A 20,757-nucleotide genomic window follows, 5' to 3' on the forward strand; every position below is an offset into this window, starting at 1 on the left:
CCAGTGGTTTCGTGGGGCCCGGCAGGAGGGGTGGCCTGCCGGGGAAGGTGGTCAGCGGCGCGGTGAGCGGTTGCGCGGGTCGGCTGTAGGGCGATCTGCTGTCGTGGGCGCTGTCCGGTTGCTCGTGCGGTTAGCCGAGGCCTTGGGCTCGCTGGTGCGGGCCTGCGGGCGATTCGCTTCGTCCGGGTGTGCGGGGAGCTGGGCAACACGGCGCAGGCGCCACACCAGGACGTCGTTCACGTTCTCAGCGGTGCCGAGTTCGCGCATGTCGATGGCTTGCCGCAGAAGGGCCTCGGGGTCGTGGCCGGCCTGCTCGACGTGAGCGAGCGTGGCGACCAGGGCGTCGGTCTTCGTCGGCATGCCGTCGACTCGTACGCCCTGCTCCGGCAGAACCGTGCGCAGGGTGGCCTCGTAGGTCCGGCGTTGTGCCTCGGGGAGGGCACGGCCTTGGTCGTTCAGCACTCGTATCGGCGTGGTGGCGGCCTGGCGGTAGGCGGCTCGTAGGTGCTCGGCGGCCTGGCGGGAGGCGTGGGCCTGCTGGGCGTGGCCACGTGCGGAGTGCCAGCGGGCGGCGGCGAGGGCGACCAGGACCAGGGTGGAGAGGAGCATGGCGGTGGTGCCGCCGTCCTCGCCACGGCCGAGAGCGCTGCCGGCCTGGATGATGCCCCGAGCCGCCGTGCGGATCGCCCGGGTGTCGGCGTGCTCCGCTCGGACGTGGCTGCGGGTGGCACGCTCGAAGGCCCTGGCAGCTGCACCCAGTGCGGCGCGGGTGGCGGCTGGGGAGGTCTGGGCGACCGCGTCCAGAAGTTCTCCGACGCCGACGAGCTGGGGGGCGGCTTCGTCGTCGTCGCTGTCGAGGAGGACGGCAGCACGCTCAACGATGCCGGTGGCGCTCCGTCGCTCTCGGGCGGGCTGGGACCAGTCGGGTCGGCCGTCAGCGGTCGAAGGCGTTGTCCGCTCGGCGGTACCGTCGGCCAGCCGGAGGCGGATCTTCGGAAGCGACAGGTCGGGGGCCAGCTTGGAGCCGGGGTACCAGACCGGTTCGCCGTGGCGGTTACGGTCGCCGGGCAGAGCCACGTTGTAGCCGAGCGCGTCACCGGACGGGGCGTGGCGCATCTTCACGCGCAGGCCCGCCTCGTGGAGCCGGGTGAAGAACTCCTTCTCGTCGTCCGCTCCCGCAAGGGCCTGGCGGACGGCTTCGCGGAGGGTCTCGCGGGCGGTCTCCGGGCGGCCGGTTCGTTCGGCCTTGAACTTCTCGGCGCTGGTGGGGTTCTTCGCTGCGGTGCCGTCGCCGGCGTTGAGGCGGCGCAGGCCCATCTCCTTCTCGATGCGGCGGCAGGTGGCCTGGGCCTTGTTGAAGTCGTAGTTGAGGCGGGGGTTGCGCAGGTCGCCTCGCACCAGGGTGGCGACGATGTGGATGTGGTCTTCCGCGTGGCGGACGGCGATCCATCGGCAGCCGTCGGGATCACCACCCGGGGCGATGCCGGTGGCGTGGACGATGCGTTGAGCGACGGCGTTCCACTCCTCGTCGGAGAGTCGCCGGTCGCCGGGGGCGGTCCGGACCGAGCAGTGCCAGACGTGCTTGGCGGGCGCGCGGTCGCCGGCCTGCTTGACCCGGAGGTCCAGGGCGGCGGTGAGGCGGGCGAGGGTGACTTTCGGATCAGGGTCGGCGCTGGTGTCGCGGCCGGGGTCGGGCGCGAAGCCGTCCCAGGATCCGACGAGGTGCGCGTCGGTGTGCTCCTCGCGCTTGCCGGGGCCGTAGAGGTAAACGAGGAGTCCGTGGGTGCGGGAGCCGCGTCCGATGTCGGGAACCATCACAGCCGCCTGGTCACCAGGTCGTTCGCCGCGTCGTCGAGGCGGCCGAGGAGCCGGATCAGAACGCTCAGTGCGTGTTCGAGTTCACCGGCGCGCGGACGGCTGCCGCTGTTGAGGACGTAGGCGATCTGGTTGATGTTGTTGCCAATGCGGGCAAGCGCGGTGCGCAGCGCGGCAAGTTCGTCGATGGCCGCGTCGAGCCGGTCGTTCCTGTGTACGGCGGCGGGCCCGCGGGCGACGGTCAGGCCGGCAGTGGCGAGGAAGCGGGCGACGGTGACGCCGCGCTGCGCGGCGGCAGCGTCGATCTCGGCCTTCTCGGTGTCGGAGAGGCGGGTGGTCGTCTTACGTGTGCGCTCGCTCGGGTTGCGGGTGCGGCGGCGCGGTTTGCGGTCGGGGAAGGCGGGCGTGCTCGGGCTCGGCTGCTCGCGGTGGTCGTCGCATTCAGCTTCTCCCCTGGTGACCGGCGCCCCCTGGTGCCGGTCACCAGGCTGGTCCCCGTGCGCCCTCGCTCGGGGACCAGCCAGGCTTCCCCCGCCCCCCGAGGCGGGGGCAAGTGCGTACGTCGGGCCGTAGGACCGTCGTACGCGATAGCTTGCTCCGCCAGGAGCCGTGGTGGGGTCACGCTGCTGTCCAGCGGAAGTGGCCACCGGGTCGTTGGTGTTCATCGGCTCGTCTCCGGGTCCTGCTGCTGGATTTCGCGGACGAGTTCCTCGATCCAGTCCATGGCCAGGACGAGGTGGTGCAGGGTCCAGGGCCGGTCGTGCTGCTCGCGTTGCACGATCCAGGTGGTGTCGGGGCCGGACTGAGCGCGGTGGAGGTGTCCGTGCTGGTGCAGGACGGTCAGCCAGGAGTCGACTTCGGCGGGCGTGGCCGGGTGAGTGCGCATCGGGTGCTCTCCGCTTCTGCTGTGGCGGGATGTCTCGGAGACGTGCGGAGCGGGTGACCGACTCGGTCACCCGCTCCGTGGAGGTTCGGTCAGGGCCGGGAGGAGGTGACCGGCTGGCGGTGCTGCTCGCGCAGCTGGGCCATCAGGGCGGTCAGGGTGTCGCTGGACAGCGGGATCTGTTGACCTCGGATCGCCTGGGCAACCACCTTGCGGGTGAGTTTGTCCTCGGCCCTGACCGCCGACCGGGCGATCTTCAGCAGCTCCTCGGTGTCCGGGTCAGGACGCCGGTCACCAGTCGGCTGAGCAGCCCGGTCAGTGACCGGCGGCGAGGTGACCGGCGGGGCACTGACCGCCGCCGGGCTGCTCTGGCCGTCACCGACCGGGGCAGCGCCGTCGGGGCGGTCAGCACCCGTCCGCCCCTTGTCCACCTGTCCCGGCAGGTCAGGGGCACCGTGGCTCCGGTTGGGGTGGTCGGTGACCGACTGGCCGCTGGCCGCCGGGGTCGAGTCTCCGGTCACTGACCGGGTGGCGGTGTCCTCGTTGGTCGGGGACAGCGGCAGCCGGTCGGTCAGAGCGGTGACCGACTGACCGGGCTCGACCTGACCGACCGCTGACCGCTGCTGACCGGCCCGGTCGGTCCGGGTGACCTCGATGGCTTCGCCCCGGTCAGTCTGACCGAGGTGACCGGGCTCACCGAGGTTCTGTCGGTCAGCGTCCGTGACCGGGCCCCGGGCGATGAGGATGTAGAGGTGGACCGCTCCGGCCAAGGCCAGCGGGGCGATGGTGGAGAGCACCGCGACCACCGCGTCGCCGAGCCGGAGGCCGGTGCCGGCGACCGTGTCCTGGTTGATGCGGACCGCGTGGAGCGCGTTCGCCCAGATGCTGGCGGCGGTGGCCGTGCCGAAGAGGGCCCAGACGTAGAGCCGGGCGCGCAGCGGTGCGTCCCGCAGGACCAGGAGGGCTCGGATGCCGTAGGCGATGAAGCCGTCGATCACCAGGGGGAACAGGTAGGTGAGGAAGCCTCGGATGTGGATGGCGACGGCCATCTGCTGCAGGGCGTCGTACGACAGGGCGCATCCCGCGCCCCCGAGGGCCACGACAGCCGCGCGGTCCCACCCGGATATGTGCGCCGTCTTCGGCGCGCTCGCGATGTTCATGCCGCCGTCCCGAAGTCGTCGCGGATCAGGCGCTCGCCGCTGGTCTCGGTGGGTGGGGTGTTCGTCTTGGGCTGGTTCAGGGTTCGGTTGCGCTCGGCCCGGCCGATCTCGCGGTATCGCTTCTTGGCGTGCTCCTCGGTGACCTTCAGAAGCCAGGCCAGGCGCTGCTCGCTCACCCCGTGGCGGTAGGCCGCGTACTCGACCGCGCGGCGCTCCGTATGTGTGAGGTGCACGTCGCGCCCGGCGATGGTGGCGTTGACGCGGCTGTAGTCGAGGCGGCTGGCGAGCTTGTCGTGCAGCGGCCCGCGTTCCTCTTCCGTCAGGCCGCCACGGATCCCGTCGGTGTCACCCCCTTCGAGAGCGGAGTCCAGGCAGGTGCGGCGGACCGGGCACTGGCCGCACAGGGCCTTGGCCGTGGCAATCTTGGCGGTCTCGTCGGGTTCGGGGAAGAAGACTTCGGGGTCCACCGGGTTGTACTCGGTGCTCTGGCAGATGGCATCGGCCTGCCAGGTCTGGTCGCCGAGCTGACGGTGGTGGGCGGGGCCGTTCATCGTGCTGGTCATGCGGGGTGCTCCGATCGCTCTCCGCGCGCAGGGGCGTCGGCGGAGAGGTGCGCTGGCGGTAGGCCCCCTCGGACGGCGCTGCGGGGGCGCGGTCCGGCGGGGCGGCCTGTGGGGAGTCAGGCGGCGGCGCTGTGGCGTCTGCGGTCGACGGCCTCGAACTCGACTCGGGCGGTCATTTGCGCGAGCCTGCTGGCGACGCGATCGCCGAGGTACGAGCGCAGGTCCTTGATCGCCAGGTTGGTCGTGATCAGCGTGGGGAGTTCGTAGTTGTACCGCCGGTTGATCAGCCGGTACGTCACTTCCTCGACCCACTCGCTGGCCTTGGCCGCGCCGAGGTCGTCAATGATCAGCAGCGGGCACCGGCTGACGGCCGCCAGCTCCCGCTCGCTGTCGACCCCGGGCCGGGGGCGGAGATCGGCGTAGAGATCGGCGGCGGTGGTCGCGCGCCAGCGCACGCCGACCCCGCTCTCCACGAGCGCTCGGACCGCGCCGTACGCCTGGTGTGTCTTGCCCGCGCCGACGACTCCGGCCATCAGGAGGCTGGGCCCGGTGGTGACCTGCCGCCGGGCTCCCCGGCTGGGGGCGACGGCCGCCTCGGTGACCTTACGGACCCAGTCCAGGACCATCGGGTGGTCGGCGACCGCCGACTGGTAGCGCGGGGGCATCCCGGCTAGGAGGGCGTCGAGCGGGGAGAACGGCTCGTGGTCGTCCGGGAGCGCGGCGGCGTCGGACGGGTCGATGTTGCGGGCGGCCAGGATCCGGGCCATGCGCTCCAGGGTGCCTTCGTTGCCGAGGAGCTGCGGTTCGCGGCGACGGGTGTGCATCACAGCTCCTCGGCGTAGGCGGCGGAAGCGTTGGCCGGGTTGGTCCACGCCTGGTGGGCGGGCACGTTAGGCCGGATTCCCGGCCGCGCCAAACCTCCGGGGCGAGCGTTCATCGCCTCGTTGACCATGCTGGTCAGGACGCTCGGGTGCTTGGGGTTGGCGGTGAAATTCGCCAGCCCGGCCCGGATGTGCACCGGAGCGATGCCCTCGTCCAGGAGCTTCTTGATGATCCGTCCGAGGTGCCCGATCACGTCGCTCGGGGGGCGCTGGTCGCACCCGGCTACGTACTCGCCGACGAGGTCCTTGGCGGAGATGCCGGCTGCGGGCGCTGTGCGCCCCGTAGGGAGAGAAGATCCAGGATCCAAGATCCTAGATCCAGGCGCCGAGCCTTCGGGCAGGCTTCGGGGAAGGTTCGAGAAGTCCTCGGGGAATGCCTCCTGACCTGGGGTTTCCGCTCCGGAGCGGCCAGGGAAGTCGACCAAGTGATCGGTGGCTGCCTGCCGGTTGGCCGGAGACACAATCGCGTGCCCGGAAGACGTCGAGGTGGCCTGGGCGGGCAGATCGAGGGGTCGGAGAGCGTTCAGCGAAGTCTCGGCGAGTCCTCCGGGAGTGGTGGGCGATCCCTCGGTCTGCCTTGTGCAGTTGCCCTTGCAGGGGCCGCACCGGCCGACAGCCTGGTGCTGCGGGCACGAGGGCAGGCGGGACTGACTCGGCTTGTCGATCTTCTGGTGCTCGGACCAGGTCACGATGTGGAGGTAGCGGCGGCCGTCGCAGCCGGTGTACCGGCAGATCAGGCCGGCGCTCGCGAGCTGGTGGAGATCGTCCTCGACGTGGACCGAGGTGTGCTCGGCGCGCAGGGGCCACAGGAGCCCAGCGATGATCGCGGCGTTGTCGCGGTGCCGTCCGTGGTCGTCGGCCTGGGTGAGGAGGCCGAAGAAGGTCCGCTCGGCCTCGACGCTCACTTCGGCGAGCGACTCGGAGAAGAACGCCTCCGGCTTGATGGTGCGTATCCGGGCCATGTCAGCGGCTCCGACCAGCGGCGACCAGGTCGCTGCAAGTGAGGGCGGCGCGCTGGATGTCGAAAGTGTGCGGCCGGGTCCAGTCCGCCTCCGGCCAGACCCGCAGGATCCAGCGGGCGGCGACCGTCGCCGTCGTCCGGCTCACCTCCAGGGCCTTCCCGCCCTCGTCCCGGATAGCGGCGCTCGGGTGGGGCCACGCCCGGCTCGGGTCGGTGAGGCTGACTCGGATCGTGGCCGCGCCCGGGATCATCTCTGCGAGCTGAGCAGCGAGGCGGTGCTGTCGTCGGATATCCGGGCAGGCTGGGTTGACGCTCGGCGTGGCGAGCATGTGATACTCCGTTGTTCGTAGGAACGCGGTGCGGCGGTTCTCGTGCAAAAGCCCCGCCGCCCGCGAGATGTGGATCGGCACCCCTCGGGGTGCCGGCCCGGTGCTCGGGAGTTGGTAGCTCCCGGGCGCCGGTCTCATCCACCCCTGTGCACCCTGCGGTCTTCATGACCCGCGTGTGCTCGTCTCCTTCCCCTCCCGGCTGTTCCGTCGGCCAGTGATCTCCGCCTGTGGGCACCAGGACCATAGGGCGATCCTCGGGCCAAGTCCAGCTTTTCAGACCAGCCCCCACCAGCGGTGGAACACTGCAATGGATGCTTTCACTGGACAACGTACATTGCAGTTACGTCATCCCGTCAACTGCAATGGCGAGACGCTGGTCCTGGCTGACCCTGATCACCACTGAGGTGGATATGATGGCCGCCATGACGGAGATCTGGAGATGACCGAATCGCGCGAGCGCACCTTCTCGGAGTTGCTCGACTACCTGTTCCGAGAGGTGCACCCAAAGGGCCGCGGCCCGTACACCTATGCGGAGGTCTCACAGGGCATCCGTGACACCTCTGGCGTCACCATCTCCGCGAGCGCCATCCAGCAGCTCCGAACCGGCACCAACTCAAACCCGAAGATGCAGACCATCCGTGCGCTGGCCGGTTTCTTCGGCGTGAACCCGGGCTATTTCTTCGACGAGGAGGAGGCGGAGCGCCAGCGTGCCGAGATCCAGTTGGTCGCCGCCATGCGCGACCAGGGCGTGCGCCGGGTCGCCCTGCGCGCGAACGGTCTCAGCGCTTCGAGCCTGAACATGGTGAACACCGTGATCGACCAGGCCCGACGACTGGAAGGAATGCCCGACGAGGCGGAAGCGTCGGGACTGCTCGACGACAAGTAAGGACTTGGCCGCACACAGAGCAGCGCGCACCGCTCCCGTCGATCACGTCTCGGCAGGTTCAGAGTCTGCTTCCATCAGCACGATCACCCGGAGACGGTCGCTGCGCATGGGCCGCAGGGCCATGATCCGCACGCCGACTTCTCGGCCCCGATGGTGGGGAAGTCGAAGCCTACGCAGGTCTCCGTCGGCGTGTTCGACCACCTCGCGGCGGTCCCACATCCGCCGTGCGGCCGGGGAACTCGTGAGGATGTCGCGCTCCAACTGTTGCAGTGCTTCGTGGTCCGGATGGCGGGCGCGCTCGTAGCGGATCTGGCCGAGGTAGGAGCGAGCCCAGTCCTGCTCCCAGTTCACGAGCTGCTCGCGGGCCTCCGGACTCAGAAACGCCCACCGCATCTGATTCGCCTGGTGAGCCGCCCACGGAAACCATTCCAGCAGCGGCTCGTTGTAGCCGATCACGTTCCAGGCGAGGTCCGTCACGAAGGCGGGATCGGGGGCCTGGCCGTCCAGAAACCGCTGCAGCAGCTCGTCCATCTCCGCCGCCGCATCGACCTCCGGAACCGCGGCGACCACCGGCGGATGGCCCACCGCCATCAGGTACAGGGCATCGCGCTCAGCGCGACTCAGCCCCAGCACCGACGAGAGTCGATCGAGAAAGTCAGCGGAATACTTGGCTTCCATGCCCCGCTCCAGCGCCCCGTACCAGCGTTCACTCACCCCGGTCAGCCGAGCCACGTCACGCTGCGTCAGACCCTTCGCCCTGCGGCCCGGAGAGGCCAACCCGGGGATCTCATCGGGATTCACCCGCCGCCGCCACGATCGCAGCAGCTCAGGCAGCGACTCGCCGCCACCTTCACCACCCGCGACCCGCCCGCCCCGCACGTCCATAAGGGCGAGCCTAGGACGCGCTCACCGGGTGACATGCACCATAGGGCGCCCAACCTCCCATCCAGTCGATCATGGTTCAGTCATTCAGCGTAGTCAGACATAACGGATAATCAAGTAATCAACTACTCAGAGTGCGAACCGCCTCGCGCCCGAATCACCGGCCCCCTGCGTTTCCGGCAAACGGTGAGGAGGTGCGACCGGGAAGGCTCACCCCCTCCGTCAATCACCATGCGTAATCGGAACTGCCACTTCCAGGAAGAGTGAGTTCCTGCCTTCTCTTGGCATCCTCGGGGCTTCCGTCCACCCACAAGTTGACGCACCGCCGAGGCCGAAGGGGAGCACCGTGTCCTTGCCAGAAGTCGACACGCGTCGACTGCGCGCATCGTGCGAAGAGCAGATCGACCTCCTACGTCTGCCGCACCGATTCACCACCCGCCAGTTGAGCGAGGCCATAGCCGAGCTTCGCGGGAAGCCCATCGTCCTGCAGCCGCTGAGCACGCTCGGCGCGGTCGAAGCGCCGTGCGGAATGAGAATCGAGACCCCGGACGCCGATCTCCTCTTCTACGAGGAGGGCACGTCCGTCCACCACCAGCGGCACATCCTCACGCACGAGCTGTGCCACGTGTACTGCGACCATCCGGGAAGCCTGGAGGTCAACGCGGACACGGCCCGCTCCCTGGGGGTCAACCCGACGCTGGTGATGCGTATGTCCGGGCGAACGAGTTACTCGACTGCTGATGAGCGCGAGGCGGAGATGATGGCGACGGTCGTCCGCCAACGCATCTACCGCGAACGCGAGGCCCCTCCGCACTGCCCCGAGAGGGGCCCGGACAGCTGGGAAGCTCTCTTCGCCCAACCCATCAGGAGAGGCCGCTTCCGCGTATGACGAATGCTGTCTTCCTCGGGATGGCGTTGCTGCTCGCGTCGATAGCTGGCTACTGGGTGCTCGGACGCGGAACGCCCCGTCCGACCGGTACCTGGGCCATGGGCGCGCTTCTCGGCTCCTTCGCCATGGCCTTCGCCTCCTATGCGCCGCTGTTCAGAAACGTCGCGGAGTCGATCGTGCCGCACGTCGGCCGGCTGCTGAGCAACTGCGCTTCTCTGGGTGCCGCCACAGCGGTTCTGGCCGTTTCCTTCCAGCTCAACCTCGAACCCTACGAGGCGCGGCGGCGCATCAGGGTCCGTCTCGCCCTGCTCACCGCGTCGGTCGTCACCATGACCGTGCTGTTCGCCTACGAGCAGCTGACAGCTCGTTCTCCGCAGGTCTACGCGCTCTATCTACTCCCCTACATTTCGTTCCTCGGGTTCTCCGTGGTCGACTTCCTGATGCAGGCCGTACGCCAGTCGAAGGCGACTCGGCGCGACAGCATCCGGGGCGGGTTGCGGGGGGCCGCGGCAGGCTGCGTGTTCGCTCTCGTCTACGTCGTCTACAAGCTGACACGCATCGTCGGCCTGGGTCTGGGACTGGGCGACGAAACGCACGCGCAGTGCTCATCGCTCGTGACCTCGACGTGCGCCTTCAGCGTCACCTCCCCGGCACTCGCCGTCCTGCTGATCTGCCTCGGCCTCACGTGGCCCGCTGTCCTCTACCCGATCAACCAAGCCCGCCGTCGCCGCTGGGAAACCCGGTCCTTCGAGTCGCTCCGCCCCCTCTGGCAGGACCTGTCAGCCGCGATGCCGCAGATCGTCCTATCGTCGGCCGAGGACGTCGACAGCATCTCCGACGACTCAGACTTCCGGCTGCAGCGGCGCGTCATCGAGATCAGCGACGGCATCCTCGCCCTCCGGCCGTACCGGTCGCGCAGGGTGCAGGAGAGCGCGGCGTCGAACTTCCACACCGCTACCGAGCAGGGCGCCGCCGCCGTGGAGGCGGCTGTCGTACGAGCTGCACTGGCAGACTCAAAGGCTGGCCGGTACGCAGACGAAGTCGCACCTCCGTCGGTGGACGCCGGCGCCCGCGAGGATCTACGTGCCGACACACAGTGGCTCCTCCTGGTGGCCGCCGCCTACGTCGAGCGTGTCGGCGACGACGACCGGCCATGAGTGATTGGAACCTGAAGAAATGACCAACCCAACTCAGGACCCCGGCTTCCTCCAGGACCCCTACCCCACTTACGCGGCCATGCGCTCGACATGCCCCGTACAAGCCGTAGCCAGCGGATCCGGCGGTCGCCTCAGCTACCTGGTCACCGGATACGCCGAAGCCAGGGAAGCGCTCGCCGACGCCCGGCTCTCGAAGGACACCTCCGCGTTCTTCGCGGGCAAGGAATCAAAGCGGCGCCTCCACCCCGCAGTGGCGCACAACATGCTGTCGAGCGACCCGCCCGAGCACACCCGGCTGCGCAAGCTGGTCATCAAGGCGTTCACGACCGGGGCGGTCGCGGAACTGCGCCCGTTCATCGCCAGGGTCACCGACGACCTGCTGGACCAGTGGCCTGTCGGTGAGCCCTTCGACTTCGTGACCGGCTTGGCCGTCCCGCTACCCGTCATCGTGATCTGCGAACTGCTCGGAGTAACGGACGAAGACCGGCCCGACATCCAGCGCTGGTCCGGCGAACTGTTCGCGGCCGGACAGCCAGAGGTCATCGACGCGGCCTCGCACTCCCTGGCCGACTACATGACAGACCTCATCGCCGCCAAGCGCCGACATCCCGGCAACTCGCTCCTCGACCGCCTCATCTCGGCCCGCGACGGCCACGACCGGCTCAGTGAGGAGGAACTGGTCTCCCTCGCGGTGCTCCTACTCGTGGCCGGTCACGAGACCACCACGAACTTCCTCGGCAACGCGACCCTCTCCCTGCTCCAGCACCCGGCCGAACTCGACCGCCTCCGCCAGAACCCAAACGACATCCCTACGGTGCTGGACGAACTACTTCGATTCGACTCCCCCGTCAGCACGGCCACCTTCCGGTACACCACGGAGGCCATCACGCTCGGCGGCACCGACATCCCGGCAGGCGCACCGGTGCTGGTCGCCCTCGGAGCCGCCAACCGCGACCCGGAACGGTTCCCGTCACCGGACCAGCTCGATGCGAACCGGGACGCTGCCGGCCACCTCGCCTTCGGGCACGGTATCCACCGCTGCGTCGGCGCTCCCCTGGCCAAGGCCGAGGCCGAAATCGCGCTGCGCGCGGTACTGGCACGGTTCCCAGACCTCCGGCTCGCCGTACCGCCCGACCAGCTTCAGTGGCGGCACACCCGTCTTGTGCGCGGTCTGACCTCGCTTCCCGTCCTGAGCTACTGAACTTGATCGGGTGATGTCGGGCTGTTCACCAGACAGCCTGAAGGTGGCCTCGGTAGTCCTCGTTCGGTGAGATATCCGCAGGGCGGCGGCTTGACCGACGTCGAGAGAGACGCGCGGGAGCGGGTCCGACGCCAGGCCGTGACGTGCTTCGAGGCTGGCGGGAAGAACCGGGAGATCGCTGCCATGCTGCGGGTCTCGGAACGGTCGGTGGAGCGTTGGCGACGCCAGTGGCGCGAAGCAGGCCATGCCGGAGTGGCCTCCAACGGATCACCTGGCCGACCCCGACTGTCTGACGCGCAGATGGCCAGGTTGGAGCGGGAGTTTGAGCGCGGTCCGCTGGCACACGGGTGGGCCGACCAGCGGTGGACGCTGGCCCGCGTGAAGACGGTGATCGGCCGGCTGTTCCACGTCTCGTACACCGTGGAGGGCACGTGGCGACTGCTGCGGCGCTATGGCTGGTCCTGGCAACAGCCGACCCGGCGCGCTATCGAGCGTGACGACGACGCGGTGGAGTTGTGGAAACGAGAGGTGTGGCCGCGGGTAAGAGCACCGCGGCGGCGAACAGCAGTTGGGTGGTCTTCGAGGACGAGGCCGGCCAGTCGATGACACCGCCGCGTGCCAGGACCTGGGGCCACAGGGGCAGCATCCCGGTCGTCCGCGTGCGCGGGCCAGGATCAGGCCGAGTGTCCATGGCGGGGATGACCTGCTACGGTCCCGTTTGTTCTACGCGATCCGTGAGTACCGGGGCCGCGCGGACGAAGCCAAGGGCTTCGGCTGGAAGGACTACCGCGACCTGGTAATCCGCGCCCTTACACAGCTCGGCGGCCCGATTGTGCTGGTGTGGGACAACCTACGCATGCACCTGGTTGCGCCACTGAGGGAGTTCTTCGAGGCCAACGCCTCATGGCTCACCGTATTTCAGCTGCCGACTTACGCCCCGGACCTCAACCCTCAGGAGGTCATCTGGTCCCTGGTCAAACGCGACATCGGCAACCTGGCCGCCGCCGACCTTGGCCAGGTCACCCGCGCTGTGAAGCGCAAGCTCGAGATGCTGCAGTACAGGCCGGAGGTGATCGACGGATGCCTGGCCGGCACCGGCCTGACCCTGTCGGCGTAATCATCAGAAGATACCGAAGAAGCGATCCGACCAACTGGGCCGCTGAACGTGCCAGGGCAGTCGGCTCGGCCCGTCATAGTCGCTCTCCAGCAGTTCCTCGGCAACCACGACATAACGAAGCTCGGCCAGCGCCTGGTTGACCTTGGCAAGGTCCGCGCCGTCCAGCTCGCCCTCGGTCTGGGCGTCATCCGTTCCGAGGAAGGCGCCCGGGTTGTCGGCGCAGACTAGAGCCAGCGAGCCGAACTTGCTCACGCAGACGACGATCCGGGTACCGCATACGGTTGCATCCCCGGGCACGACGACGCGCCCGTACTCGCTGGAGTCCTGGGCGTCCCGCTCGGCCGTGCAGCGAGCTGCGAAGTCACTCTCGAGCCGGGCTACCAGGACACTGAAGTGCGCTGCGGCCTCGCCGCGGTCGTAGTGCTGCGGCCACTCCAGCCACTCCGGATCATCGAGCTCGCGCAGCAGCACCAGCAGATCCGCTTCATCCTCGGTCATGCGCTCATCTTGACTCAGCAGCCGTTCACGGAGCGCTCCCGGGCACGACCACACTCACCGTTCCCGACATCACCCATTCAAGTTCAGTACCGGACGGAAACTACGGTGCCGTCTCCCCAGAACAGCGCATCCGCCCCCATCATATTAATCTCCGATGGGGGCGGCTTCCAAACTCCCGAGGGCGCCGAGCAGCGCTCTCAGAAAGAGATTCTCCAGATTCATATACCCATTCGGGACTGTGGCGCCGTTCAGACGCCCTCTATGTCGAGTCGCTCCGCTACATCAAGCAAATACTGGGGCAGCTTTGCGTTGGCACCCAAAACCTCAATACCAATGAGGCACCCGTTCTCGTCGAAGTCCAGGTTGATCATCCCCCCGACTTCGACCGGGTCGCATGGATACATGCGCGCCACCTTCGAGCGCGCTTGCTGATTGGCGAAGGATACGTATGCCGCGTTCGCCTTCTGGTCATATGTGACTCTTAGGTCAGCCATGGTCAGCGCCCTCCCTGGAGGCGGTTGATATAGGCCTGCTCCACATTGGTCATCACCGTGTTTATATTCCCATCGATGGTCTTGGCGACGAACACCTTGGAATTCGGATCGTAGTAGCCCAGCTTGTATTGATCATCATGCCTGTAAGAGAAGGGCTCCCTTGCAAGAACGGACCGAGCATCCCCTGCCGAAACCCCACGCTGCTCCAGGCGTTGCATCGCGTGGCGCGTGAAATCATCAACCTCACCAACGACGCTGCGCCGCGGAACGACCGGCTCACCCCAATTGCAGTAGCAATCAGCTGCATGAGAGGTATTTCCGCAATCGTTATGCACCAGTATCGGCGTACCTCCGGCCAGTACATAGTACGTGTGGAGCTCATCGACGGTGAAGTTGTAGGTCTTGGTGCGCTTGGTGAAGGACTTATTACCGGCGATTTCGACCGTTGCGCCGGTGTCGGTACGCAGCGTCATCCCTGGAGTCAGGTCGCCTGTTTCCACCCAGTCCTGCTCGGATGGGGACCAGAAGGGGTGCTCGCGTGTGGCCGTGAGCTCTTCGGGACCGTCCGGCGTGAGGATGGTGAGCGTGTTGAGTTGCTTCTCACCCTCACTTCGAATGAGGCGTGTCACCCGTCTTGGGCCCTGCTCTCCCGTCTCCGGGTCAGTGGCCAGGACCATGTCGCCGACTTCGATGTCTTCGATGTCTTTGGTGTCGCCGTCGGCCATGAGGACGTCGGTGCCGGCCAGGAAGCACTTCGGCGCATATTTGAATTTCCCTACCGGCAGCGCCGTCATCAGCGCCTGGAAGCCAATATTCTGGCATATCGGGCACGTGTTGATGAGGGGAACGTCGTCGACGTGGGACCAGTACTTGGGAAGCCCGCGGGAGTCCTCACCCTTGGTGTAGAAGTCGCGGATGGCGAAACATGATTCGTCGAATGAGAGGCTGCAGCGTTCCCTGAAGTAGAGCTCTACGTTTAGTTCGTAGCTGAGTTCCGGCATGTAGGTGCCGACGTTGCTCATCTGTGTGACGCCGGGGAGCTTCGACTGGTAGTCCCGGTAGACGTCCGGCGGGGGCAGGGTCGGTGCGCCGTGCCCTAGGTCTGATATGACCTTTGCGGCTCCAGGCGTGTTGCCGTAGCCGGCGGGCACGGGTCGGGTGCTGGGGAAGCCGGGTGTGCCGCGGACGCTGCCGTCGGGGTTTTTGCCCCCGTTCTCATCGCCCCTGGTGCCACCATCGGGGCGTGTCCAGCCCTTTCCGTCGTTGCAGCTGTCGCACCAGAGGCCGGAGGGGTCAGATGCGGTAACGGGGGTGTTGTTGGCGTAGCTGTATCCGTTGAGGGATTGGGGCTGTGCCGGGTCGAGGATGGGGTCGATGCTGATGAATTGCCCGATGGTGGGGTCGTATTCGCGGGCGCCGATATGGGTGAGTCCAGTGGTTTCGTCAGTGGTCTTGCCGAGGAATCCCTTGTCGTCAGGCCATGCGGTGCCGGTCGGCTTGCCGCGTTCGGCCCCGAAGGGGGTCATGTAGCGCTTGCTTACCGTTTGGGTGCTGTCGGCGCTGATGGCGAGGCTCGATGTGCCGTGGTGGTCGCCGGCAAGGTAGGTGAGCTTGTTGGTGCCGGACTCGTTGGAGCGCATGGCCACCGTTTGGTCACCGACGGCGTAGGAGCGCTGGGCCCAGGTGGTGCCGTCGGTGCGCAGGTGGAGTTCGGTGGCTCCGGTGTACAGGACGCGTTCGCCACCTGCGGTGTTGCGGATCAGCAGCTCGCCTGTGGCGTCGTAGAGGTAGTCGGTTGCCTTGCCGTTTTCGGTGAGCTTGGCGAGCTTGCCTTCCTCGGACCAGGCAAGGTCCTGAGTGGCTGAAGCACCGGGCCGTTTGGTCGTGTTGCCGGTCGTATCGGGTGCGTAGGTGCGTTCCCGGGCCGCGCAGTCGCCCTTGGTCGTCGTGCCGGTCAGGAAGTGCGGTTGGTCGGTCTTGGTGTAGCAGTAGGTGGTTTTGGTGTCGCCAGCGGCCTTGTGGGCAGTTTCCGTCGTGCGCTGGCCGGCGGTGTTGTAGGTGTAGCTGGTCCAGTACGGGGCCGGACCGGACAGGCTGCTCGCGTCGCGGGGGTCGGAGCACTTCTGCTGGCTGGGGGTCCAGGCTTCGGTGAGGCGGCGGTGGCCGTCGTAGGCGAAGCACTGGGTTTCTGCGCTGCTGGTGCCGCCGAGTGTCGTGGGGTCGGTGATGGAGGTGACGTTCCCGACCTGGTCGTAGCTGTAGTTGAGGTCCTGCAGCATGTAGGGCTGGCTGTCGGCCTTGACGTTGCTGCGGGTGAGGCGGCCGGTGCCGTCTTCGAAGGTGTTCCGGATGGATACCTTCTTGTGGTCGGCCGTGTTGGCTGTTCCCAGGAGCTGTTCCCACTGCTGGCCGAGCGGGGAATAGGTGGTGCCCAAGAGGTAGCCGGTGGAGCCGCCAACTGAGGTGACCTGACCCACGTTGTTGTAGCCGTAGTCGATGATCTCCGAGGGCAGGCCGCCTAGTGCCGGTTCCTCGACCGTCTTGACGGTGCCGTCGAGGTTGTAGGCGTTCTTGAACGACAGCGTGCTCGGTGCGCCGGCTTTCACGAACGGGTCATCGGCCGGCAGTTCTAGGCTGGCAGCCGCAGCGCGGGACAGGCTGTCGTACTCGGTGATGGTGTCGGTGTACGCCTGACCGGTCTTGCCGCCGACGTATCGGATGGATTTGTCAGGCTGACCCTTGAGCAGCGTGTCGTAGGTGTACCCGGTTCGCTGGTTGGCGTCCGTCTTGGATCCGGCCCAGGTGCCGGTGATACGGCCGAGCTCGTCGTATCCGGTCAGGATCGACTTGGCGCGCGAGTCGGTCGATTTGATGGCCTGGTCGAGGACGTCGTACTCGGTGGTGCTGGTGCCCTTGTCAGGGTCCTTTGCTCCGACTTGCCGACCAAACAGGTCATATGAGTAGACCCACTTGGCGTCGTCCGGGCCGGTGATCTGTGATTGCAGGCCGCCTCGGGTGTAGGTGGTTTTGGTCGAGGCGAAGCTGGCGCCGAGGCTGGCGCCGTACTGGGTGTCGGCCGGGGACTTGCCGGCGTACTCACGGCTTTCCACGGTGCGACCGCGGATGTCCGTGATGGCGCGGGCGGCGGTACCGCCGTCGACGGCGGTGGTGGCGGTGGAATCGCCGGTGTAGCTCGTGGTGGTCGACCACTTTTCCACGCCGAAGACGAGGAGGGTGCTCTTGATGGCCCGGCCTGCACCGTCGAAGACGGTGGCGCTTTGGTTGGGTGATTCGCCGTATTCGGCGCGGGTGTAGGTGCCGTTAGGTGTGCTGGTGGTGTCGAAGATGTTCGCGTAGGTCTCGTACGGAAGGCCGCGGGTGTCGTAGCGGGTGTCGGTCAGCAGGCGACCGCCGTTGGACGTCTCGGTCTGGCTCTGCAGCGGGCGCAGCATCGCGTCGTAGATCGCGTAGCTGGTGGCGTAGGTCTTGCCGTCCTTCTTCAGCGCCGCGGTCGAGACCCAGGACGGATCATTGTTGTCGATCGTGTATTCGAATTTTGTGTTGGGTCCGAAGGTGGCGCTCTCGCTGCCGCGGTCCCGGTTGGGCAGCCACACCTGCGTGAGCCGACCCAGGGCGTCGTAGACGTGTTCGGTCTTCTTCAGGTTCGCGTCATAGGTGCGCAGCGTCTGCCCAGTGCGCGGATCGAGGAAGCTGGTGGTTTTGAAGCCCTTGGGGTCCCCGCTGATGATCTTGGTTACGGGGCCTGACGTGACAGGTGTGTACGCGGTGGTGGTTGGCTGTCCGTCCGCGTTGGTGACCTTGAGCGGTCGGCCGAGGGCGTCGAAGTCCGCGGTTGCTGCGCTGGTGAGCGTCTGCCAGCTGGGCGTGCCGGATGCGTAGCCTTTCGCGCGGCCGGTCCAGGTGACCAGGCCCTTGGTCGGCTTCATCGAGTCCGACCAGGTGGCACCGTCATAGGCGGTCGCGGTGTCCGACAGGACGTCACCGGGGCGTTTGTTGTCGGCCGGCAGGTCGAGGGTGGTGTCGGCGACAGAGCATTCCTTGCCGACGGTGCGGGTGCGGGAGACGAGGCTGTTGATGCCGGCTTCGGTGTTGCGGGCGTACCACGTACGGGTGCAGGTTTCGTCGCCGCCCAGGCCCTTTTGGCCGTAGTCGTCGTGCGAAGTGACCATGCCCAGGTCGTCGTAGCGGCTGGTGGTCACCTGGGTGCGCCAGGTCTTGGAGGCTGTGAGGTAGGTGCTGGCGTAGGTCGAGTTGGGCCGTACCCAGCGGGCCGTGTGATCTGTCGCGTCCGGTACCGACTGGCTGGCGGTGTCCTTGTGCGTGAAGTTCGTGTACGAGGTGGAGATCGGCTGACTGCCGTTGTATGTGACCTGCTGCAGCAGCTGCCCCGAGTACTGGTCGCTGTCGGTCAGGGCCGCGAAGTCCACGTCGGTGTCCATCAGCGGCGCGGTGCTGACCGATTTGGTGCCGTCCTTGTTCTTGTCCCCGTTCATGCCCAGCATGTAGCGGGAGACCGACTTGGAGCGGGTTGTGTCCAGTGCCCCGGTGTAGGTGGTGACGTCGCGGTAACCGCGCCACTCCGACCAGGTCCGCTCGTCCTTCGGCGTGAACGGGTCATCGCTGTGATGCCAGGCAGCGCCTGCGTAGTCGTAGGCGTGCTCAATGGACTCGTTCTGGCCGGTGGGGTCGTCGACGCCGACGGCCAGGACGCGGTACTTGTGGAACCAGTCCACCGACGCATCGGTCGCGCCGTTGATGTTCCAGAACTGCGGGTAGCACGAGCGGGTGTTGGTGTCCTGCGCGGCGTCGAGGACTACGCTGCGCTTGCATTCTGGCTGCGACAGCGTGACCGTCGTTATCGATCCGGTCTCGGACGTGATCGTCTCGATGCGGTGCCGCTTGAGCGGCAGGATGTCGTCCGTGCCGTCGACCCGGTTCGGGCGCAGCTGGTAGGTGAAGGTCACCGGGTTGACAGGGATCGCCGTGGCACCGGCCTTGGCGGTCCGCTTGATCGATTCCAGGACCAAGACGTGGTCGGTGGTGTCACCGATGTCGCCTGCGTCGTAGTAGTCCTGGGTCAGCGCCCACGTGTCCACCGGGTCGAACGCCTTGCTGGTGGCGTTCCAGGAGAAGGTGCTGATGCCCGTGAGGCGCTTGCGGGAGAAGAAGGACGGGCCCGCTGCATTGCACTCGCTGTCACTGCTGCTGCAGATGGCGTCGAAGGGGACGTCGGGCCAGTTCTTGGCGGTGTCCTCGGTGAGATCTGCGCATCCGCCGACAGTGCAGCGCTCCGCGTGCGCGAGGGTCACCTTCGCGTCCGCGTCATCGGTGAACAGAGCGTCCTTGCGCAGCCCGTACTTGATCTCCTTGAGGTAGCCACCGCGGGTATAGGAGGCGTTGGCGGTGCTCGCCTTGTTCTTCGGGTAGTAGTTGGTTTCCTTCGTGTACCAGTAGGTGGAGGCGTTGCCGCTGGTGTCCTCGATGTAGTCGAGGTTCCACCGCCACGCCTGAGTGAGCGCCCGGTCGGCGAAGGCGCTGCCCTTGTCGTAGCCGGGCTCGCCCGAGTCGTCGCCGAATACGGGGACGATCCAGGTGGAGTTGGTGCGCTGGTCGGCTGCGCCGTCGAGCTTGTTCAGGCCGAAGACGTACTTGGTGCCGTCGCCTGTGATGACGGTCCAGTACTCACCGTTGTCGTCGCCGTTGTCCGCGCCGGTGGAGCGGGTCACGGTGGAGGCGTCGTCGTCTTCAAGCCGCCACTTGCCGGAGGCGTTGTCCTTGATCAGGCGGTTTGATTTACCGTTGAGGACGATGCGTGCGTTGTCGTACTTCCAGCAGTGGTCGGAGACGTCCGTGTGACCGTCCTCGTCGCAGCTGCCGTAGGTGCGCTCGATGTAGGACTCGGTCAGGGAGAAGCCCTCACCCACCGCAGAGCCTTGGTTGTTGGTGGTGGCGGTGCGCCCGTCGATACTGCCCGAGTCGTAGGACAGGGACAACGGTGGCGTGGGGCCGGCCGCGGCCGGCGGCACAGTGAAGCCGTAGTTCCACGTGAATGCGCCCGAACTGCCGCCGGCTTCCCAGGAGGATGACGGGGAGAGCTCAGTCGCGGAGTAGTTGCCCGTTCCCTTGGGTGACGCGCCGGATCCGGCTGCGGCAGCGGTCACCGCCAACACGGTGGCGTTCGGTGCCTCGGCGCTCGCAACCGACTGGGTTGAGGGGCCGCCGGGCTCCGCCTTGGCCAGGGTGACCTGGGCCGCAACCGACTGCTTGGAAGCGTTGTTGTCCGTCTTCAACGGGGTCTGCTTGCGGCACGCGGCCTTCTCCGGCGTCGTCAGTACGCAGGCGGGCAGCTGCACCAGACGCAGCCGCTCGGCCCAGTCACCGCCGAAGGCGGAGGCGAAGCCGCTGTAATCGACACTGACCTCCGCGGTGCCAGCGGAATCCGCGGTCGCGCTGAGCAGCACGCCGGTGATGCCCGCCTTGTCTGCGGCCTTCTGGCCCAGGAGCGTGACCTGGGCGGTGCCAGAAGCGGCTGCCTTTCTGCCGTTCTCAGGCGTCACTGAGACGGACGCGCCGCCGAGCTCTGCCTTGGCCTGCTTGTCATCAGCAAGCTCGATGCTCGCGGTGTCGGGCGCGGGCCAGGTAGACGTCTGTTCTTTGCGGGCACGCTCCGCCTGTGCGGCGCCGGCCTTCTTGCCCGCTGCGACCCGGTCACGAGCTTTCTTCGCTCCCAGGCCCTTGACCTCTTTGACCTTGCTCACCCTGGGCTTTGGAACATCCGGTCGGTCCGAGCCGGCTCGAACTACTCCGGCGTCCTTTGCGACCGCGCCCTGTACCTCCCCGAGAGGGGCAAGCAGGGCGAGCGCCACCACAGGAGTCACCAGTCGGCGTCCCCAACGCCGGCCACCACCCGAGCCCCGCCTTGAGGTGCCTATGCCAAACGCCATCAGAATTCCGTCCCCACCCAGTCCACAAGAAATCAAAAAGTCAGCAAGCCATCGTGCGGCCGAAGCGTCCGGCCAC

Annotated in this window: 18 protein-coding genes; 6 read left to right on the forward strand and 12 right to left on the reverse strand. The window is 67.2% G+C overall.

The genetic code is table 11. The features are described 5' to 3' along the window. Positions 1-51: 51 nt before the first annotated feature. The 8 genes from ACIRD8_RS19130 to ACIRD8_RS19165 form a co-directional block, all read right to left on the reverse strand. Positions 52-1,815 carry a relaxase/mobilization nuclease domain-containing protein gene (locus ACIRD8_RS19130; protein WP_403992555.1) on the reverse strand — a complete coding sequence of 588 codons (1,764 nt, stop codon included), beginning with the start codon at positions 1,813-1,815 and terminating at the stop codon, positions 52-54. Continuing rightward, on the reverse strand, positions 1,815-2,480 hold the full coding sequence (locus ACIRD8_RS19135; protein WP_403992557.1) for a plasmid mobilization protein: 666 nt from the start codon (positions 2,478-2,480) through the stop codon (positions 1,815-1,817). Before ACIRD8_RS19135 ends, ACIRD8_RS19130 begins: the two co-directional genes overlap by 1 nt. Beyond that, complete coding sequence (locus tag ACIRD8_RS19140; protein WP_403992560.1) at positions 2,477-2,701, reverse strand: hypothetical protein; 225 nt, start codon at positions 2,699-2,701, stop codon at positions 2,477-2,479. Before ACIRD8_RS19140 ends, ACIRD8_RS19135 begins: the two co-directional genes overlap by 4 nt. Before the next feature lie 89 nt (positions 2,702-2,790). Continuing rightward, a complete protein-coding gene (locus ACIRD8_RS19145; protein ID WP_403992563.1) occupies positions 2,791-3,858 on the reverse strand; it encodes a DUF2637 domain-containing protein in 1,068 nt (355 codons plus the stop codon). After that, the gene (locus ACIRD8_RS19150) at positions 3,855-4,421 is read right to left on the reverse strand and encodes a WhiB family transcriptional regulator (protein WP_403992566.1); all 567 of its coding nucleotides are present in this window, start codon (positions 4,419-4,421) and stop codon (positions 3,855-3,857) included. The genes ACIRD8_RS19145 and ACIRD8_RS19150 overlap by 4 nt, the downstream gene beginning before the upstream one ends. 116 nt (positions 4,422-4,537) lie before the next feature. Beyond that, positions 4,538-5,245, reverse strand: a complete 708-nt coding sequence (locus ACIRD8_RS19155; protein WP_129856963.1) for an ATP-binding protein — start codon at positions 5,243-5,245, stop codon at positions 4,538-4,540. Beyond that, positions 5,245-6,264, reverse strand: a complete 1,020-nt coding sequence (locus tag ACIRD8_RS19160) for a hypothetical protein (protein ID WP_403992569.1) — start codon at positions 6,262-6,264, stop codon at positions 5,245-5,247. Before ACIRD8_RS19160 ends, ACIRD8_RS19155 begins: the two co-directional genes overlap by 1 nt. A 1-nt stretch (position 6,265) precedes the next feature. Next, positions 6,266-6,514: a transcriptional regulator gene (locus ACIRD8_RS19165; protein ID WP_347359804.1), complete on the reverse strand. Its 249-nt coding sequence runs from the start codon at positions 6,512-6,514 to the stop codon at positions 6,266-6,268. Between the two features lie 517 nt (positions 6,515-7,031). On the opposite strand from ACIRD8_RS19165, the gene ACIRD8_RS19170 reads away from it, so the two are divergent. Further along, positions 7,032-7,478: a Secondary metabolite protein gene (locus ACIRD8_RS19170; RefSeq protein WP_299534052.1), complete on the forward strand. Its 447-nt coding sequence runs from the start codon at positions 7,032-7,034 to the stop codon at positions 7,476-7,478. A gap of 42 nt (positions 7,479-7,520) precedes the next feature. Here the strand turns inward: ACIRD8_RS19170 and ACIRD8_RS19175 are convergent, their stop codons facing one another. Next, entirely contained in the window at positions 7,521-8,363 is an 843-nt protein-coding gene (locus ACIRD8_RS19175) for a helix-turn-helix domain-containing protein (RefSeq protein WP_403992573.1), read from the reverse strand. A 343-nt stretch (positions 8,364-8,706) separates the two neighbouring features. On the opposite strand from ACIRD8_RS19175, the gene ACIRD8_RS19180 reads away from it, so the two are divergent. The 5 genes from ACIRD8_RS19180 (at position 8,707) to ACIRD8_RS19200 (ending at position 12,724) form a co-directional block, all read left to right on the forward strand. Further along, on the forward strand, positions 8,707-9,249 hold the full coding sequence (locus ACIRD8_RS19180; RefSeq protein WP_403992576.1) for a regulator component: 543 nt from the start codon (positions 8,707-8,709) through the stop codon (positions 9,247-9,249). 20 nt (positions 9,250-9,269) lie between these two features. After that, positions 9,270-10,406, forward strand: a complete 1,137-nt coding sequence (locus ACIRD8_RS19185) for an MAB_1171c family putative transporter (protein ID WP_403992579.1) — start codon at positions 9,270-9,272, stop codon at positions 10,404-10,406. A 19-nt stretch (positions 10,407-10,425) separates the two neighbouring features. After that, positions 10,426-11,607 carry a cytochrome P450 gene (locus tag ACIRD8_RS19190; RefSeq protein WP_403992582.1) on the forward strand — a complete coding sequence of 394 codons (1,182 nt, stop codon included), beginning with the start codon at positions 10,426-10,428 and terminating at the stop codon, positions 11,605-11,607. 66 nt (positions 11,608-11,673) lie between these two features. After that, on the forward strand, positions 11,674-12,213 hold the full coding sequence (locus ACIRD8_RS19195) for a winged helix-turn-helix domain-containing protein (protein ID WP_403992585.1): 540 nt from the start codon (positions 11,674-11,676) through the stop codon (positions 12,211-12,213). Positions 12,214-12,325: 112 nt separating this feature from the next. Then, positions 12,326-12,724 carry a transposase gene (locus ACIRD8_RS19200; protein ID WP_403992588.1) on the forward strand — a complete coding sequence of 133 codons (399 nt, stop codon included), beginning with the start codon at positions 12,326-12,328 and terminating at the stop codon, positions 12,722-12,724. Positions 12,725-12,727: 3 nt separating this feature from the next. Here the strand turns inward: ACIRD8_RS19200 and ACIRD8_RS19205 are convergent, their stop codons facing one another. From ACIRD8_RS19205 to ACIRD8_RS19215, 3 genes are all read right to left on the reverse strand, one after another. Further along, on the reverse strand, positions 12,728-13,222 hold the full coding sequence (locus ACIRD8_RS19205) for a hypothetical protein (protein ID WP_403992591.1): 495 nt from the start codon (positions 13,220-13,222) through the stop codon (positions 12,728-12,730). Between the two features lie 248 nt (positions 13,223-13,470). Then, complete coding sequence (locus tag ACIRD8_RS19210) at positions 13,471-13,716, reverse strand: DUF2283 domain-containing protein (RefSeq protein ID WP_403992594.1); 246 nt, start codon at positions 13,714-13,716, stop codon at positions 13,471-13,473. A gap of 2 nt (positions 13,717-13,718) precedes the next feature. Continuing rightward, complete coding sequence (locus tag ACIRD8_RS19215; RefSeq protein ID WP_403992596.1) at positions 13,719-20,681, reverse strand: polymorphic toxin-type HINT domain-containing protein; 6,963 nt, start codon at positions 20,679-20,681, stop codon at positions 13,719-13,721. Between the last annotated feature and the right edge of the window lie 76 nt (positions 20,682-20,757).

Source organism: Streptomyces sp. NPDC102451, from assembly GCF_044765485.1.
Lineage (GTDB): Bacteria > Actinomycetota > Actinomycetes > Streptomycetales > Streptomycetaceae > Streptomyces.

Excerpts from the sequence above, each read along its gene's own strand:
- ACIRD8_RS19130 (WP_403992555.1), bottom strand. The coding sequence starts at position 1,815 with ATGGTTCCCGACATCGGACGCGGCTCCCGCACCCACGGACTCCTCGTT.
- ACIRD8_RS19135 (WP_403992557.1), bottom strand. The coding sequence starts at position 2,480 with ATGAACACCAACGACCCGGTGGCCACTTCCGCTGGACAGCAGCGTGAC.
- ACIRD8_RS19140 (WP_403992560.1), bottom strand. The coding sequence starts at position 2,701 with ATGCGCACTCACCCGGCCACGCCCGCCGAAGTCGACTCCTGGCTGACC.
- ACIRD8_RS19145 (WP_403992563.1), bottom strand. The coding sequence starts at position 3,858 with ATGAACATCGCGAGCGCGCCGAAGACGGCGCACATATCCGGGTGGGAC.
- ACIRD8_RS19150 (WP_403992566.1), bottom strand. The coding sequence starts at position 4,421 with ATGACCAGCACGATGAACGGCCCCGCCCACCACCGTCAGCTCGGCGAC.
- ACIRD8_RS19155 (WP_129856963.1), bottom strand. The coding sequence starts at position 5,245 with ATGCACACCCGTCGCCGCGAACCGCAGCTCCTCGGCAACGAAGGCACC.
- ACIRD8_RS19160 (WP_403992569.1), bottom strand. The coding sequence starts at position 6,264 with ATGGCCCGGATACGCACCATCAAGCCGGAGGCGTTCTTCTCCGAGTCG.
- ACIRD8_RS19165 (WP_347359804.1), bottom strand. The coding sequence starts at position 6,514 with ATGATCCCGGGCGCGGCCACGATCCGAGTCAGCCTCACCGACCCGAGC.
- ACIRD8_RS19170 (WP_299534052.1), top strand. The coding sequence starts at position 7,032 with ATGACCGAATCGCGCGAGCGCACCTTCTCGGAGTTGCTCGACTACCTG.
- ACIRD8_RS19175 (WP_403992573.1), bottom strand. The coding sequence starts at position 8,363 with ATGGACGTGCGGGGCGGGCGGGTCGCGGGTGGTGAAGGTGGCGGCGAG.
- ACIRD8_RS19185 (WP_403992579.1), top strand. The coding sequence starts at position 9,270 with ATGGCGTTGCTGCTCGCGTCGATAGCTGGCTACTGGGTGCTCGGACGC.
- ACIRD8_RS19190 (WP_403992582.1), top strand. The coding sequence starts at position 10,426 with ATGACCAACCCAACTCAGGACCCCGGCTTCCTCCAGGACCCCTACCCC.
- ACIRD8_RS19205 (WP_403992591.1), bottom strand. The coding sequence starts at position 13,222 with ATGACCGAGGATGAAGCGGATCTGCTGGTGCTGCTGCGCGAGCTCGAT.
- ACIRD8_RS19210 (WP_403992594.1), bottom strand. The coding sequence starts at position 13,716 with ATGGCTGACCTAAGAGTCACATATGACCAGAAGGCGAACGCGGCATAC.
- ACIRD8_RS19215 (WP_403992596.1), bottom strand. The coding sequence starts at position 20,681 with ATGGCGTTTGGCATAGGCACCTCAAGGCGGGGCTCGGGTGGTGGCCGG.